Below are 16,431 nucleotides of genomic sequence, written 5' to 3'. Positions count from 1 at the left end.
GGCCACGGTGGTGGCCCGCGCCTGTAGCGCGTCCAGCACCTTCTCGTACGCCGGGGCGACCTCGACGTCCAAACGAACGTGACTTCGGCTTGTCAGGGTGAGGCGGGGGTGTCGAGGGTCAGGCCGGTGCCGGCTATGAAGCCGTCGAGGGTGTCGGGCCGGTACTGCAGGCGTTTGAGCCGGTTTCGCACGAGGGCTTCGAGTCGGTCGAGGGCGACCACGGCGAGGTTGGCGAGGCTGCGTTCGACGTGGGCCCAGACCCATTCGACGGGGTTGAGGTCGGGTGAATAGGCGGGGAGCAGGAACACCGTCAGCCAGGCACGCTCGGCGATCAAGTCGCGCATGGCATGGGAAATGTGGGTGTTCAGGCGGTCCCAGACCAGCACGATCGGTGCCTTGACCAGCTGGTGGACGCCGTCGATCAGTGCGATGAAGTCGCGCTCGCCCATGCTCCGGCGCTTGCCTCTGCCTGCGGGGTGGGTGTGTAGGCGGTGGCACAGTCGGGTGCGCGAGCCCGGCCGCATGGCGATTACCCCGGCCACGGATAGGCGTCCCGAGCGGCGGCCGCTGACGGTCACAACCGGCGTGCGGCCTCGTCGGCCCCAGGTGCGTCCTTTGGGCGGTCTGCGGGTGAATCCTGCCTCGTCCTCGAAGCAGATGTAGCCCCCGCAGGCCGCCCGCGCTCTTTTACCTCCGCCCAGGTCGCCTCCTTCCACGCGGTGACGGCCTGCTCGTCGCGCTCGGCCACCCGGCGCGCGGGGACCTGCGGGCTGAAGCCGAGCCGGTGCATCAGCCTCGTGGCACCCGAGACGCTGTAGGAGACGTGGAACTTCCTCCCGATCAGCGTGGCCACCCTCGCGGCGGTCCACACCTGGTCCTCCACCCAGCCGTGCGCAGCCGGACCCTGCTCCAGATACGCGGCCAGTTTCTCCAGGCAGCGCGGTGACAGACGACACCGCGACCCGCTCGGGCCGCGAGAAGCCAGAGCCTGCACACCGCCCTCACACCACAATTGGTGCCACTGGTAAGCCGACTTCGGGCTCACCCGCAGACGTCGAGCCACCTCCGGCGGCTTGACGTCCTGCTCGAACAGCTCGGCAGCCTGCATCCGCACTGACTCCCGGCGCAGCCGTCCCGCGGCGGTCAGCCCGCCCCCATCCGCATATCTCACACACCATCGGATACAGCCACCGCACCGAGCCCGTCAGGCAATTCGGGGTCATTCACCCTGGCGCGCCGAAGTCAGTACCGACGAGACCGGAGCGCTCGGCTCGGTCGCCCGCGCCACTCTGGGGGAGCTGTGCCACCCTGTGTGACGGCGGACGTTCGACCGAACTCGCCGATCTCGGCGGTACAGGATCCACCGGCGGCCCCGGCTTCACGGAGCATGAGGTCCGTGCAGGTCAGCCGAGTTGATGAACAGCGCCCGGGAGGGCCGCCCGGCGGCACCCGGTAGCGCCCTGCCAACGGTGCGCGGTGCGGCGAACGATCGTTCCGTCTCGATCAAGTCCGATGGGCCTGCTGACATAGCGTCATGTGCGAGGGCGACCGCCGCCCGGTCGCCCAACCCCGTCGGCGGGTTGCGGGGAGCACCGGTCGGCTCGCCCGCTTCCTCCGTCGCTCCGGGCCCGCCCGGTGCGCTCACGCTGACGATCGGACAGACATGCACATGTTGGGTAGACTCCGCCGGACGCTGCGCCAGGCAGTGGGGGGCCTGGTTCTGGCACTGGCGGTCACGGCCGGCCTGCTGTGCCCCGCTGGAACGGCCTCGGCGTCGACCGGCGACGGCTCCGTGAGCCACGTCTGGCTGAACCTGGGCCACGCTCCCAGCCCGAACCTCCGCATCTCCTACTCGACCTTCCTGGCGAGCCTGCGCGCCGCGGTCGGCAACTCCCTGCAGGGGGTGGAGGTCGCCCAGGCCGCCTCGCAGAACGAAGGGGTCGTCCGAGTCTCACTGAGCGCCGTCGACGACCACGGGACCGAGCGGGCGGTCGACCTGTGGATCAACCCGGACAACCTCTACCTGGTGGGATACTCACCCCAGGCGACGCCCGGCGTTTCCTACATCTTCAACGACATCCATGCCAGCGCGGCCATCCCCACCGCACGGCAGAACCTGCCGTTCGGCGGGAACTACAACTCCCTGGTCGGCGCGGCCCACCGCGACCGTTCCAACACCCCCATCTCGTTCTCGAGCATCCGCCAGGCCGTCCTCGACCTGGCCAACCAGCGGTCGGCCGGCAGCAACCAGCAGACGACCGCCCGCGCCCTCCTGCTGCTCATCCAGTTCACCTCCGAAGCCGCCCGCTTCAACGACCTCGAGGGTGTCTTCCGCAACGTCCTGGCCGACTGGGGCAACTCGGGCAGCGGCATTCCCTCCTGGCTCCAGCAGATGGAGAACAACTGGGGCACCCTCTCCAACTTCTTCTGGAACGACCTCGGTTTCGGCAACAACCCCCACCCGGCGCCTCTGACCATCGGTGGCATTCGCATCAACAACGCGAGCGACGTCCGGCGTTACGTCAGGACAGTGCTGACTCCGGTGGTCGGCACCTCGTTCAACCCCGGGCACCAGGAGCTCTGACCCCGCCCCTCCGCACGCGCCGCTCGGAACACCGTCCGGGCGGCGCGTGCAGCAGGGCGAACGGACTACTGGCGAAGGACGACAGCGCCCCCTCACGCCTCCGGCGGTGTGTACCGGGCCCGCGCGGTCACGGCCAGCAGGGTGAGGGGGACCGCGGCCGCCGCGGCGGCCGTGAAGTCGCCACGGTCCGGTCGAGCAGCTCGTCCTGCGCCTGCCAGACGGTACCCATCCCGCCCCGCTCCACCTGGCGCACAAGCCGATATCGACCGCCAATCAGGTCATCATCAAAAGCCTGCGTCACAGCGCCACCATACTGAAGAGGCCGGTTGATTGCGGACAGCAAGCGCAGGCCCGCGCGGTCGGGAGCAGTTCCTTGATCCGGGCTGTACCCAAGGGAGTTGGATGCAAATCTCCTGAAAGCCGCACCCGCCCACCTTCGCGATCCCATAAGGGTGCGGTTCTTCTGAAAGGGAACGGCTGAGCTGGGAGAACGCTGATCGGGGCTGTACCCGGGGCTGTTCGTCTCTACCGTGGTGGCGAGGAGGGCGGCTGGTGGGTTCGTTGATCGAGGAGCTGGAAGCCCGCGAGGCGGCTGCCCGGGTGCGGGTGGAGGAGTTCTCAGCCGAACTCGCGTCGGTGTCCGCCAAGTTGGAGCTGGCCCGGGAGAGGCCGGAGCGTCTGCGGATCGCGCGGGAGACGGTCGCCGAGGTGCTCGCGGAGATGACGTCGGAGATGCCCGCGGTGACGATCAATGCCGGACAGCCGCCTGCGGGCGAGCGGGTGGTGTCGGCGTATGCGGGCGCTGAGCGGCAGGTCATCGGGGCGCTGACCGTGCCGAACGACCCGGTCGAAGGCTCGCTGGCTGATGAAGTCCGAAAGCTGGTTCACGTTCTTGCGTAGGGCGGTCGCGGCTTCGTTCGGTCCGAAGCCGTCGAAGGGAGCCGCTATCGGGAGCACGTGACCAGTACTCAGGAGAAGTCGTGGGCGTAGAAGGCACGCGGGCCATCGAGATCGTAGCCCTCCCGGATCCGGGCCCGAGATCGCGTCCCCACCACCTGGTCCTTGTGAGTTCGCGCCTTCGCCTAGTCGATGAGCGTCTGCAGGTCCCGGTATCCGGGCAGGCCGCCGTGGTGCCCTTGTACGACGGCGGCGAACGGACGCCCGGCGTGCGACGCGGCCAGCCACGCGCCGGCCTCCTTGTGCGGAATGCCGACCTTCCGGCCGCGGGCCTCGTGGTGTGCAGACCGTGCTGCCAGGGACAGGATCCCTTGCCGACGTGTGCACCAATGCCAGGTACTCGGCTAGCTCGCCGGCGCCGAAGGTAGTTGCGAACTGCCCTGCCAGCACGGCGGATCCGCGCAGGTGCTCCTCCAGAGCGTGTCGCCGGCCTGATAGGTTCCGGCTGTGCGCCCACAGCGGCGTCACACTGCTACTTGAGTCCTTCATGCCGATCAGATTCCCCATGGCCGGACCACGCGGCCGTCGGCCGACAGGCAACGGACACGGTTCGGAACCCGAAGTCGACACGCGCTTCGCACCGAAGCGAATGCCCGGATCAAGTGCATTCGGGTCCTTGGAGTACCTCATGGCCGTGCGGTGGAGCACCAGTTATCGCTGGTCAGGCGGCGTGGCGGTCGCCCTCCCGGGCGGCCGAGGATCGCAACAGCCAGCTCTACAACCAGTTGTGCGGCCAGGCACTGGTGGCGGTCGCCCTCCCGGGCGGCCGAGGATCGTAACGAGACCCAAATGACACGCGTGCTCACTGGCGCTGGTGTGGCGGCTGCCTTTCAGGGGGACCGAGGATCGCAGCATCATCTCGATGGAGGCGTCGGCCTCCTCATGAGTGATGGCGGTCTTCCTGCGGGGCGGCTGAGGATCGCAACTGTTACGAGGGAGTCGCGGAGACCGCCAACGCCACGCGTGGCGTTGGCGGTCTGGGGCGCAACCTGTTCGACAACAACGTCGCGGGCGAGCGCATCACCGGTAGCGGGTGCCGGGACCTGCCCGCCCTGCGCGCCGAGGTCCCGGCCTCCCGCGCGTACCTGTTCGACACCCCCGCGGCCTGAGCGCCGCCGTCCGCGGCGGCGTGCTCGGCCGCTCGCCGGGTGGCCGCCACCGGGTCAACTGCCGTCCGGCGACGGCGCATCGGGGCAAGCGATGCGGTACATGCGGTAGCCGGGGCTGTCCAGTAGCCCGGCGTCCACCAGGGACTCGGCGATGTGCTCCGCCTCCTCCCGGTCGGTGCCCAGCAGCCTGCCGACCAGCTCGATCGGGAGGGTCGGCGCTCCGCTGCCGGCGAGCGAGTCCAGGGCGAGGGCGAGGCGGGGCGGCAGCTGCCGGCGGCGATCGGTCGCCGGCCCGGGCCGTGCCGGGAGTGCCAGCTGGGTGGCGCCGGGCAGGACGAAGGCCCGGCTGCGGGCCGTGACCACGGCGGCGCAGCCGGGCGAGCCGGGCAGCAAGGGGGCGACCTGCGCCGCGTCCGCGGCGTCGTCCAGGATGATCAGGATGCGCCGTCCGCCGAGCATGGACCGGTACAGGGCGGCCCGTTGCTCCGTCTCGACGGGGACGTCCTCGGGCGGGACCCCGAGGGAGCGGAGGAGTCGGGCTAGGACGTCGCCCTCGGGGAGCCGTGTGGGGTGCGACCCGCGCAGGTCGACGGACAGCCGTCCGTCGGGGAAGTGGGCGGCGACCCGGTGCGCCACCCGCGTCGCCAGCGTCGTCTTGCCGGTTCCGCCGGCTCCGGTGATCACGGCGACCGGCACCCGGTGGCGTCGGGGGTCGGTGAGCGTCCGTTCCAGCTCGACCGTCGCCCCCTCCCGGCCGGTGGGCCCTCCGCCCGCGGCCGGTGACCGGGGCGTGGCGGGCGGGCCGGAACTGGCCGCTCGCCCGTCGGTGGCCAACCCGTCGCGGACGCGGGTGAGTTCGCGCCCGGGCGGGACGCCGAGTTCCGCGGCGAGCAGCCGGCGGGTGTCGCCGTACACCTTCAGGGCCTCGGCCTGCCGCCCGCAGCTGTCGAGGGCGCGCATCAGCAGGCCCTGGAGGTGCTCGTCGAGCGGGTGCTCCCGGGCGAGCGCGGACAGCTCCGGCAGGACCCGGCCGTGCATGCCCAGGTCGAGGGCGCAATCGAAGTACTGCTCCTGGGCCTCCAACCGCAGGCGGACGAGCCTGGTCCGCTCGCGCTCGGCGTGGGGGCCGGGCACGCCGGTGAACGGCTCCCCGCCCCACAGGGCGAGGGCCTCGCCCAGGGAGCGGTGGGCCGAGGCGAGGTCGCCGTGGGCGCGGGCTTCGCGGGCGACGCCCAGCAGCCGTTCGAAGACCGTGACGTCCAGCGCGTCGTCCGGCACCCGGAGTGCGTAGCCGTCCCCGTCCGAGCGCAGGAGGGTGCTCGGCTCCCGCGGTGAACGGTCCGGCTCCAGCAGTGCGCGCAGCGCCCAGGCGTAGGTGCGTACGGAGCGCAGCGCACGGGCCGGGGCGTCCTGCCCCCAGACGCCGGCGACCAGTTCGCGCGCGGTGACGGTCCGTCCGCCGCGCAGCAGCAGCATGGCGAGCAGTGCCTGTTGCTGCGGCGGGCCCGGGCGTACCGGCTGGTCTCCCAGCCGTACGCCCGTGGCCCCCAGCAGCCGGAATCCGGGCTTCATCGCTCCCCGTCGCTAGATGTTCGGCTCACCCTTCCAGAAGACGGTGACGACGACCCACTGTCCCCTGTTGGCGCCGATGATGACCTCCAGTTGACCACCGGCCATGCCGAGCGAGTAGTGCCAGTTGCCATTCGTCTGGCACCAGGCGTCCTTGGCGTTGATGCGGACGGCGTTCCGGAGCTCGTCCTCGCTCACGTCGCGATCCTTCATCCGCTGCTCGGCGTGCTGGCTGATCCGGTCGAACGAGCCGGGAGCGTGGTCGGAGCCGCAGTCGGCGAAGGTGGGCTCGTGCCCGCCCCGGGTGGGCGGGTTCACGAGCGCGACCTGCCCGGTGGGCTGAGCCGCGAACGCCGGTACGGCCAGTGCCGGCCCGGCGACCGCCGCAACCGCGGCGGTGACGGCGCCGACGGCCATGAGGCGAAGACGCTTCGAACTGTTCACGATGACTCCACTGTCCGTTCGGTGCATGCACGGCCCATCGGCCGCCGTGATCAAGGTGACCGGCGCCGGTCCACGGGCGATCAGCGGGCGGTTAACGGGGTCCGCGGCCGACGCTAACCGGGCGCTCATCGGCGATGGATCGGGCCGTCGCAAGGTGGTGTCCGAGCCCGGCGCTCCGGTGGTCCTCCTCCGGGGACCGCCGACGGCGGCCCTACGCACTCCAGGCCGGACCGCGCTACAGGCCCGACCGCACCTGCGGCCGGACCGCGCTACAGGCCCGACCGCACCTGCGGCCGGACCGCGCTCCACGCCGGACCGCACCTGCGGCCGAACCGCACTCCCGGGGAGGGGGAAGACGATGAACATGGAAGAGATACACGCCTACTGCCTCGCCGACCCGGTGTTCTTCGAGGCACCGCAGCGCCTCCGGGACGGGGGCTCCCGCTGGACACCGCCGCCGGTCGGCGATGGCACCCGCCGGGAGACCGACGAGGACGTGTGGACACGGGTCTCCTTCGGCCGGCCGTTGCCCTTACAGGGGTGGAAGATTCACGTGTCGGCCGCTGTGCCCGCCGCCCAGCAGGTCCTGGACGCGGCCGCCGCCGTCTGCACCGCCCGCCGCGCCGCCTTCAAGTACCTGCGCAGCGCCCAGCTGCTGTCGGCGTTCAATTCCAAGTACTCCCACCGGGGTTCCTCGGGGAAGTTCATCACCGTCTACCCCGCGGACGACGGCGAGTTGAAGGCCCTGCTGGACGAGCTCACGGCCGCGCTGGACGGACAGCAGGGCCCCTACATCCTGTCCGACCTGCGCTGGAGCGAGCGCAGCCCGGTGTTCGTGCGCTACGGGGCCTTCGCCGCGCGGTGGGCCCCCGTCGGGGGCGACGCCCCGGTACCGGCCATCGCCCGGCCGGACGGCACGCCGGTGCACGATCCGCGCACCGCCGCGTTCACCCCGCCCGACTGGGCACCGGTGCCCGACTTCGTCCGGGAACGCATCGACCGGTTCGCCGAGATCAGCCACGTGGACCTGCCGTACGAGATCGTCCGGCCGCTGCACTTCTCCAACGGAGGCGGGGTCTACCTGGCCAAGGACCGGGCCGGCGGCGACCTGGTCGTCCTGAAGGAGGCCCGGCCGCTGGCCGGACTCGACGCGGAGGGGCTCGACGCGGTGGCCCGGCTCCAGCGGGAACACCGGATGCTCACCGCGCTGGCCGGCACCGGCCTCGTACCGCGCGTGCTGGGCTACCGGACCTACTGGGAGCACCACTTCCTGATCCAGGAGTACATCGACGGCGAGCCGCTGGCGAAGGCCGGGGTGCTGCGCCAGCCGCTGGTGCGTCCGGACGCCGATCCGGCCGCGTACGAGGAGTACACCCGCTGGGCGCTGGACGTCCTCGACAGGGTCGCCGCGGCGACGGCCGTCGTCCACCGGGCCGGGATCGTCTTCGGCGACCTCCACCCCAACAACGTCATCGTGCGCCCGGACGGCTCCGTCACCTTCGTCGACCTGGAGGCCGCCCACCGGGTGGGCGAGCCGCGCACGGGCCTGCTGGGCGCACCCGGGTTCGCCGCACCCGCCCATGTCACCGGCACCGACGTCGACGCCTACGGACTGGCCGCCCTGCGGTTGGGGCAGTTCGTCCCGCTGGGAGCGCTGGCAGGCCTCGATCCGGCCAAGCCCGCCCAGCTCGCACGGTGGGCTCACGAACGCTTCCCGTTGCCCGTCGGCCACGCCCGGGACGCCGCGGCGGCCATGGCGGCCATCGCCGGGACCACCGTACCGGCAGCGGTCCGCGCGGCCGGTCCCGCCGACGCGGACGGGGAGGAGAACCGGGCACGGCTCGTCGCGGCGCTCGTCGCCTCGGCCACCCCGGAGCGGACCGACCGGCTCTTCCCCAACGCCCCCGAGGGGTCGCAGGAGGGCGGCGGCACCAGCCTGTCCCACGGAGCCGCGGGCGTCCTGTACGCCCTCCACGCGACGGGCCACGCCGTCGACCCGGCCTGGACCGACTGGCTCACGGCCGCGACCCTGCGCAACCTCGCCACCGCACCGGTCGGCCTGTTCAACGGCTCCTGTGGGGCGGCCACCGTCCTGGACCTCCTCGGACGGCGCGACGAAGCCGCGGACATCATGGGCCGGATCCTCGACCGCACCGTCGAGCCGACCGGCCTCGGCCTGCTGACCGGCCTGCCCGGCACCGGCCTGACCGTCCTCGGGTTCCACCGCCGCAGCGGTGACGGCGGCCACCTCGACCACGCCGCCCGGATCGCCGCCCGGATCGAAGCCGCCCTCGCCCGCCCGGGCGGCGCCCGCCCGGGCGCGGGCCTCACGACCGGGGCGGCCGGATCCGCCCTGTTCCTCGTCCGCCTGCACGAACGCACCGGCGAACCGGGCTACCTCGACCTGGCCGAGAAGGCGCTGCGCCTCGACCTCGCGCAGTGCGAGGACGTCGGCGGATCCCTCCAGGTCAACGACGGCTGGCGGTCCGTCATCTACCTCGGCACCGGCACCACCGGCATCGGGCTCGCCCTCTCCGCCTACCTCGAGCACCGCGCCGATCCCGGCTTCACCGATGCCCTCCGGGCGATCCGCAAGGCGGCGCACTGCGGGTTCACCGTCTTCCCCGGCCTCCTCAACGGCCGTGCCGGCCTGCTGTACTTCCTGGCGGCCGCCGGGCAGGACGGCGCGGACGACACCGCGCTCCAGGGCCACCTGCGCGAGCTGTGGCGGCACTCCGTCCCCCACGGCGAAGGCCTCGGTTTCCCCGGGGACCACCTGGTCCGGCTGTCGATGGACCTCGCCACCGGGTCGGCCGGCGTGCTCCTGGCGATGGACGCCGCCCACCGCCGCACCGACCTTCTTCTTCCCCTGCTCGGCGGAACGGCCCCGGCCTCCGCCGCCTCCTGAGCCCGCTGCGCCTCGACCGGCGCGGCGCAACCCCCACCCACCCGAAGGAGGTGACCACCATGTCCATCCTCAACCTCCAGCAGCTCCAGGGTTCCGAGGACAACGAGCCGTTCCTGGCCAGCGCCCTCAGCTGGGCGTGCCACGGCACCACCATCTGAGCGGGTGACCTGCGCACCCCTCGCCGGCGGTCCGACACCGCGGACCGCCGGCCCCCAGGAGTCCGTCGGCCTCACCAGGCCCGGCGAAATCCCCGACCAACAGAAGGAGTTGTACCCATGTCGATCCTCAGCCTCCAGCAGCTCGACGCCCACGAGGACAACGAGGTGCTGCTCGCGAGCACCGCCAGCTTCCAGTGCCACAACACCAGCTTCGTGGGCTGACGCACCGTACTCACCGGAGACGGTGAGATCGGTCGCGAAGTACCACAGGCCGCGGGGTCCAGCCCCGCGGCCTGTTCTTCCCATTCCGGCCACCGGCAGGCCGACTTGGGGCACCGCACGCTCCCTCCGGAATCCCGACTTTCCGTCAGCTCCCGATCGCACACGGTCCTGATCCGGAACGGCGACTTGTTAAGGTTTCCGTCCCGGCCGTCCGCCATCGCCGGGTACGGGGGAACGAGGGAGTCGACGCCGATGACCGGCATGCCGTCCGGGCCGTGCTACACCGTGCTGGGAACGGTCGGGGTGCTGCGGGGTGAGGATCCGCTTCCCGTCGGGCCCCCCCAACAGCGCGCGCTGCTGGCCATGTTGCTGCTGCGGCGCAACACGACGGTGGGGCTCGACGAACTGATCGACGGCCTGTGGGGCGAGGAGCCGCCCCGCGCCGCGGCGGGCACGGTACGGCTCTATGTCCACCGGCTGCGCCACGCGCTCGGGCCCGAGATCGCCACCCATGGAAAGTCCTACGCCTTGCGCGTCGCACCCGGCGCCCTGGACCTCGACGCGTTCGAGGAGCAGGTGGCCCGGGCCCGCGCCCGGCTCACCACCGACGGGCCGGGCGCCGCGGCAGAACTGCTGGCACGCGCGCTGACCTGGTGGCGGGGCGTCCCCCTGGCGGGGCTGCCGGGCCCGCACGCCCGCATCCACCGCGAGCGCCTGTCCGAGCTGCGCCTGGCCGTTCTGCTGGAGCGGATCGAACTCGACCTGCAACTGGGGCACCACGCCCGGCTGATCCCCGAGCTGACCGCGCTGTGCGAGGAACACCCTGGCGACGGCCGGCTGGACCTGCTGCTCGACACCGCGCGGGCGCACAGCGGCCGGAACGGAACCGTACGGACCGTGGCCGACTCCCCGCCTTCGCGGCGAGCACCGGAGAAGGCTGACGGGCTCGCTGCGGCACTGCCACCTCCGGCGCAACTTCCCTACGTGCCAGGTGACTTCACCGGACGCGACGAGGAGATGCGGACGCTGGTGGAGGCGCTGACGCCGACCAGCGCCGAGGGCCTGATGATCGCTGCCGTCAGCGGCATGGGAGGCGTCGGAAAGACCACGCTCGCCGTCCACGCGGCCCAGCGGCTGCGCGGGCACTTTCCCGACGGACAGCTCTACGCCAACCTCCGGGGCATGCGGGAGGACCCGGCCGACCCCGCCGTGGTCCTGGCCGGCTTCCTTCGGGCGCTCGGTGTGGCGGACTCCGTGATCCCCGACGACCAGGAGGGGCGTGCGGCGCTCTATCGGACCAGGCTGGCGGGGCGCCGGATCCTGGTGGTGCTCGACGACGCCCGGAACTACCCCCAGATCGAGGCGCTGCTGCCGGGCACACCGGACTGTGCGGTGGTGGTGACCAGCCGCACCACGATCCCGGAACTGCCGGCCGCACCGCAGCTGCGGCTCGACGTGCTGCCCACCAACAAGGCGCTGGCCCTGTTCCGCCGGATCGCCGGACTCGAACGTGTCGCGGCGGAGCCGGAAGCGGCCGCGGCACTGGCCACCCGGTGCGGAGGGCTGCCGCTGGCGCTGCGGCTCGCCGGATCCCGCCTGGTGGCCCGGCCCGCGTGGTCGCTGTCCGACATGGTCCGCCTGCTCGACGGGTCCCGCTGGGCCATGGACGCGCCCGCCGGCGGCGCGGACGGGCTGGCCACCTGCTTCCGGCACAGCTACGACCTGCTCGGCGACGAGGAGGCCCGGCTGTTCCGGCTCATGGCGATACCGCGGCAGCCGACCACCGACACCGAAGGCGCGGCAGCGCTCGCCGGGCTGCCGCCGGCCGAGACCGGGCGATGTCTGGAGCGGCTGGCCGACCTCGGACTGCTCGAAACACCGGTCCCCGATACCTACCGCTTCCACGACCTGCTCCGGGAGTTCGCGGCGGCGCGGTCGGAGGAGCAGGACCGGCCCGAGGAACGGGCGGCGGCCCTCACCCGGCTGCTGGACCACTTCCTGACCCTGGCCTGCGCCGCCTACGCCCGGCACCGTCCGGGCCATCCGCTCGTCGGCCTGCTGCTGCCCGCCGCGCCGCCCGGCCCGTCGCACACCGCCCCCGACGACGGACCGCCCCGGGGCCTGCCCGAGCCCTCGACCCTGCTCGCCGTCGCCGAACAGGTGCTGGAAGCCGCGCCCGCGGCCATCGGTCCGGTCGCCAATCTGGTGCTCGCCCTCGAACCGCTCCTGGACCGCTCGTTCCGGTGGGACTGCCTGGTCTCCCCGGCCCGCAGGATCCTGGACGTCGCCGAGGAGCAGGGGCACCTGCGGGCGGCGGGACGCATCGGGCACGCGCTCGGAAGCGCCCTGACCATGGTGGGCCGCTTCGACGAGGCCGAGAAGACGCTCCACCAGGCGGAACAGGCGATGCTCATGGTCGGGGACGAGGCCGTGCGCACCGAGACGCTCACCCGGCAGGCCCTGGTGTGGCAGTGCCAGGGCGACTGGGAACGGGCCGAGGCCGGATTCCGCCGGGCGATCGCCGTCGGCGAGGACTGCGGCAACGCCTGGGGAGTCGGCAACTCGCTGCTGAACAGCGTTAGTTCGCTGCTGCGGCTGGGCCGGCTGGACGACGCGGCGACGACCTGTCGGGCCGCCCTGGAGAGCGTCCGGGCGTCGAAGGACCACTTCGGGCACGCCCACGCCCTGTACCAGCTGGGAGTGGTGACCCGGCACCTCGGGGAGTTCGAGGAGGCCGTCGCCCGGCACCGGCAGAGTGCGGAACTCGGGGCCCGCAACGGGTACCCCGCGTTCGAGGTCCTGAACGGGGTGTCGGAGACCGCCGCCCTCCTGGCCGCGAACCGGGCCTCGGACGCCGCGGAGTGCGGCGAGCGAGCCGTGGCCGTTGCCCGCCGGCTCGGTTGGCGGGCAGCGGAGGCCCGTGCGCTCCGCCTGGTGGGCACCGCGTTCGAGGCGGCAGGTGAACGGGACCTGGCGCGGCAACGGCTGACGGAGGCGGTGGAACTCCTGACCTCGATCGGCCTGCCGGAGTCCGCCCAGGCCAAGGAGATCCTGGCCGGACTGTGACGGCGCGGCCGCGCGGGCCCCGGGGGTGCGTCAGGTCCCCGCCGCCCGGGGCGCGGCGGCGGCCCGGGCGTGGGTGGCGGCGCGGATCGGTGAGGGACCGCAGGCCCGGACCATGACCCGGCCGCCGGCCCGCGCCGGCGGGCGGTCCCAGACCATACGGACCAACGAGGTCCGCCGGAGGGCGAGTTCGGCCCGGGCCCAGGGCGGCAGCAGACCGATCGACGCGTTCGTCAGCCCCCGGGCGGCAGCGCGCTCGCGGCGGCTGCGGCCGAAGCCGCGCAGCAGGCGGAGAACTTCCAGCGCGGGCGGCGTGACCCCTGGCCGCGACCGGACGGGCCGGCGTCAGCAACTCCGGCCGGATCCCGGCGAGATAGGCCGCGACCTCGGCCTCCTCCAACAACCGCACACACCACGCACCCAACTGCCGCCCGCCCTCCTCCCGGCACTCACACCGCCGATACACCCTGCCTCGCTGCGCACGCTGTTCCACGAACTTCCCCTTCTCCCGGACTGGGTGGTAAATCTGAGGCAAGAGTGGCTGCTGTGTCGGGTGTGGCGGCAGAGCGCGTCGGGCGGTGCGCGAAGCACGTCAGAACCGCATGGCGAGGACACGCTCAAGACGACACGCCGTCCGAAAGATCACTATCCGAATCCAGTGGGTAGTCGACCCTGATCCGACCGGACCGCCTCGTCTGGCCAGGGGCAATGCAGGACGGGCTGCGGCGGTCGGCAGAGGGGGCCTGCTGAAGGGTCGACAGACTACTGTCACTCGCGGTGACAAAGGCGGGTCGGGGGCCTGGGGACCATTTGGGGACCAGTTTGGGACTGTGCCTGGTGACGCCCATGAGCGCCCGTGGGCGATAGCGGGCATCTATGTACGAACTTGAAACCAGCCTGGGCATCCGACGGGTTCTGGCTCTGCCGATCGTGGATCTCCATGACGAGTTTCAACTTCCCTGGTTTTCAGTTCACTTGAGCAACAAGAAAGCCGAGGCCGTGAGGCCTCGGCTGTCGACACTAGTTGAACCCCCTGGGGGTCAAGGGGTCGCAGGTTCAAATCCTGTCGTCCCGACTGGGGTTCGCCCCGTTGTCGCAGGTCAGAGGCCGCTTCCTCCTTCGTGAGGGAGCGGCCTTTGGTGTGTTGTGGAGCCTGCCTCTCACATTCGTCTCACGGTTTCCACGGTTCATTGGTGGCGCTGCGGGCTGCGCGAGCCGTTAGCTGGCGATCATATGCGCCGCTTCGGGTTCTATGTCGGATTTATCGATCACTGCTATGGGTGCGATGGTTGCTCGCCGTGATCGAACCTTCTGGCCGGAGGCTTCGCACTTGACGTATCTGCCGTCGGTCAAGTGCGCGCCGACAGGTCCAGTTGCTGCCCGAGGGCCGGGTGGGTCGAGCGACGATGAGGCAGCCGCAGCCGCAGCCGCCTTCGTTGAAGATGTAGGCGACGTAGGGGGCAGGCGAGAATTCCTGACGTAGCGCCAGGAATCGTTCGCCATCTCCCGCGCCGATGGAGGCGAGCTGCGCCGAGCTCCTGCGCCTCGCCTACCACGACGTCCCGGACCGGGACCGGAAGAGCGACGTCCGAGCGGTCGGACTCAAGCTGTTGACTGGCACACGGCCAGGCGCGGCGGCCGCAACGACTTCTTCCAACTGCTCGCCTCGGACCGGGCGTCCGGGCGCGAGTTGTGGACTGAGTTCCGCGGCACCCCGTACGAGTGCGTCTTCGCGCATGCTGACGGCTCGACGGACGTTCCTGGCCCGCTGAGAGTGGCATGCGAATGGCGGACTGGTAGGGCTGTCAGCCTGGGCTGCCCAGGTCGAGGGTCCAGAGCAGGCCGTTCGGGGTGGGGGCGGTGCCGACGCCGGCGTCGGTGTACTGGCAGTCGAGCATGTTCTGCTGGTGGATCGCGCCGTCCGACCAGTCCTTCAGCACGGTGTTCGGCGAGTTCGTGTCCCGGTCGAGGTTCTCGGCCCACACACTCCACTGGTAGCCGGAGGCGGTCATGCGGCCGTCGGCGTGGTTGCCGCGCGGGTCGACGTGGTCGAAGTAGCCGGCGACGGCCATGTCGTCGGAATGCCCTTGGGCGGCCGTGTGCAGGCGCTGGTTGACGCGCAGCGGCCTGCAGCCGTTCTTCGCCCGTCGGATGTTGATCAGGTCGACGAGTTGCTGTTCGAGTGTCTTCTGGGGTGTGGGCGTGGAGGGGGTCGGGGTGGGCGTGGCCTGGCGAGGAGGAGTGGTGGTGGCGGGCGGGGACTGGGGTTCGGTGACGGTTGGTGCGGGAGATGGCCTGGTGGGGGCCGGCGCCGGGGATGCGGGCGTGACCGCGACCGCGGGAGCGGGCGTGGTGTGGTCGGGGCCGGGTCGGAGGATCTGCACTCCGGCGAGGACGGTCAAGGCGGCCGCGACTCCCGTGGCTGCCTTGGCAGTCCTGACCGCCCGCCCATGGCGCGGGTGGAGCCTGCGTGTCGGGGCGGCCGAGCGTGTCGCCGCGCGCGCTGTGCGGGAGAGTGCCTGCTGCGCGGCCGTGGTGGCGAACGCGGCCAGGTGCGGTGAGGCGGCCAGGTGCGGTGGCGGGAGCAGCAGCGGGAGGCCGGCGAGCAGTCCCTCGACCGGTACCAGACTGTGCTGGTGCCCCGCGCAGTGCGGACAGTTCCGGGCGTGCCTGGCGATGCGTTTGCGCCACAGTACGGCCGGCTTCCCGTCCCAGGCCGTGGTGAGCGCCGACAGTTCGGCGCACGGCGGGTCGGCGGCGAGTACTCGCACCACCAGGCGGCCGATCTCCAGTTGTTCCTTCATCCGCTGGACCCGTACGGCGGTGTGCTGCGGTGTGAGGTTGAGGGCTGTCGCCAGTTCGGCCCGGGTGAGCTCACCGCCGGTCTCCAGCCACCAGAGGGAGAGTAGGTCGCGCTCGCGCTCGTCCAGCCAGCGGGTGGCTTCGGCGACCTCCCTGCGCTGGCCCGTCAGGCCGAGCCGCAGGATGGTCAGGTCCACGAAGTCGGCGGCTGGATCGACGACCTGCGTCAGTTCCTGCAGGCCCGGCACGGGTGCCGCCTTCCGTGCCGTCCAGCGCCGACGGACCTCGTTCATCGCCACCGCCACCAGCCAGGACCGGAAGGAGGACGGCTCGCGCAGCGTGTCCAGGGAGTTGACGACGCGGAGCATGGTTTCCTGCACCACGTCGTCCACGTCGGCATGGCCGTCCAGCGCGCGGCCGACGATGTTGTAGATCAGCGGAAGGTGGTCGGCTATCAACCGTTCCCGGGCCGCCGCGTTCCCTGCCTGCGCCGCGGCGACCGTCTTGCTGCCGCTTTCACTGTTCATCAGCGTCCGTCGTCCTCAACTGGGTGATCGTTCCTCCCGCGCCATGTGAGACCCCGGCGAGAGGGTGGGAATGACAGAAATCGAGCCG

Annotated in this window: 8 protein-coding genes; 4 read left to right on the top strand and 4 right to left on the bottom strand. The window is 71.7% G+C overall.

Annotation, left to right across the window (positions count from 1 at the left end):
* Positions 1–92: 92 nt before the first annotated feature.
* Positions 93–1,171 (bottom strand): IS630 family transposase gene (locus tag O1G21_RS41980; protein WP_456319223.1). Its coding sequence is split into 2 segments (ribosomal slippage): positions 93–670 and positions 670–1,171, totalling 1,080 coding nucleotides; the frame shifts between segments, so codons are not numbered across the junction.
* Positions 1,172–1,669: 498 nt separating this feature from the next.
* Here O1G21_RS41980 and O1G21_RS11160 point away from each other — a divergent pair.
* Complete coding sequence (locus O1G21_RS11160; RefSeq protein ID WP_270142935.1) at positions 1,670–2,584, top strand: ribosome-inactivating family protein; 915 nt, start codon at positions 1,670–1,672, stop codon at positions 2,582–2,584.
* Positions 2,585–3,136: 552 nt separating this feature from the next.
* Positions 3,137–3,484 (top strand): hypothetical protein, encoded by a 348-nt coding sequence (locus tag O1G21_RS11155; RefSeq protein ID WP_270142934.1) that lies wholly within the window; start codon positions 3,137–3,139, stop codon positions 3,482–3,484.
* Between the two features lie 1,220 nt (positions 3,485–4,704).
* On the opposite strand, the gene O1G21_RS11150 is transcribed toward O1G21_RS11155, so the two are convergent.
* Positions 4,705–6,222, bottom strand: a complete 1,518-nt coding sequence (locus O1G21_RS11150) for an AfsR/SARP family transcriptional regulator (protein ID WP_270142932.1) — start codon at positions 6,220–6,222, stop codon at positions 4,705–4,707.
* Positions 6,223–6,234: 12 nt separating this feature from the next.
* A complete protein-coding gene (locus O1G21_RS11145) occupies positions 6,235–6,663 on the bottom strand; it encodes a DUF4258 domain-containing protein (protein WP_270142930.1) in 429 nt (142 codons plus the stop codon).
* 364 nt (positions 6,664–7,027) lie between these two features.
* Between O1G21_RS11145 and lanKC the strand changes: the two genes are divergently transcribed.
* Complete coding sequence (gene lanKC, locus O1G21_RS11140; protein ID WP_270142928.1) at positions 7,028–9,571, top strand: class III lanthionine synthetase LanKC; 2,544 nt, start codon at positions 7,028–7,030, stop codon at positions 9,569–9,571.
* Between the two features lie 632 nt (positions 9,572–10,203).
* Positions 10,204–13,017, top strand: coding sequence for an ATP-binding protein (locus tag O1G21_RS11135; protein ID WP_270142927.1), 2,814 nt, complete (start codon positions 10,204–10,206; stop codon positions 13,015–13,017).
* Between the two features lie 1,802 nt (positions 13,018–14,819).
* Here the strand turns inward: O1G21_RS11135 and O1G21_RS11130 are convergent.
* Positions 14,820–16,343 carry a sigma-70 family RNA polymerase sigma factor gene (locus O1G21_RS11130; RefSeq protein WP_270142925.1) on the bottom strand — a complete coding sequence of 508 codons (1,524 nt, stop codon included), beginning with the start codon at positions 16,341–16,343 and terminating at the stop codon, positions 14,820–14,822.
* Positions 16,344–16,431 lie beyond the last annotated feature (88 nt).

It is taken from the genome of Kitasatospora cathayae (assembly GCF_027627435.1).
Taxonomy (GTDB): Bacteria; Actinomycetota; Actinomycetes; order Streptomycetales; family Streptomycetaceae; genus Kitasatospora; species Kitasatospora cathayae.
The sequence above is the reverse complement of the archived record's forward strand: the minus strand, read 5'-3'. Positions and strand labels throughout refer to the sequence as shown.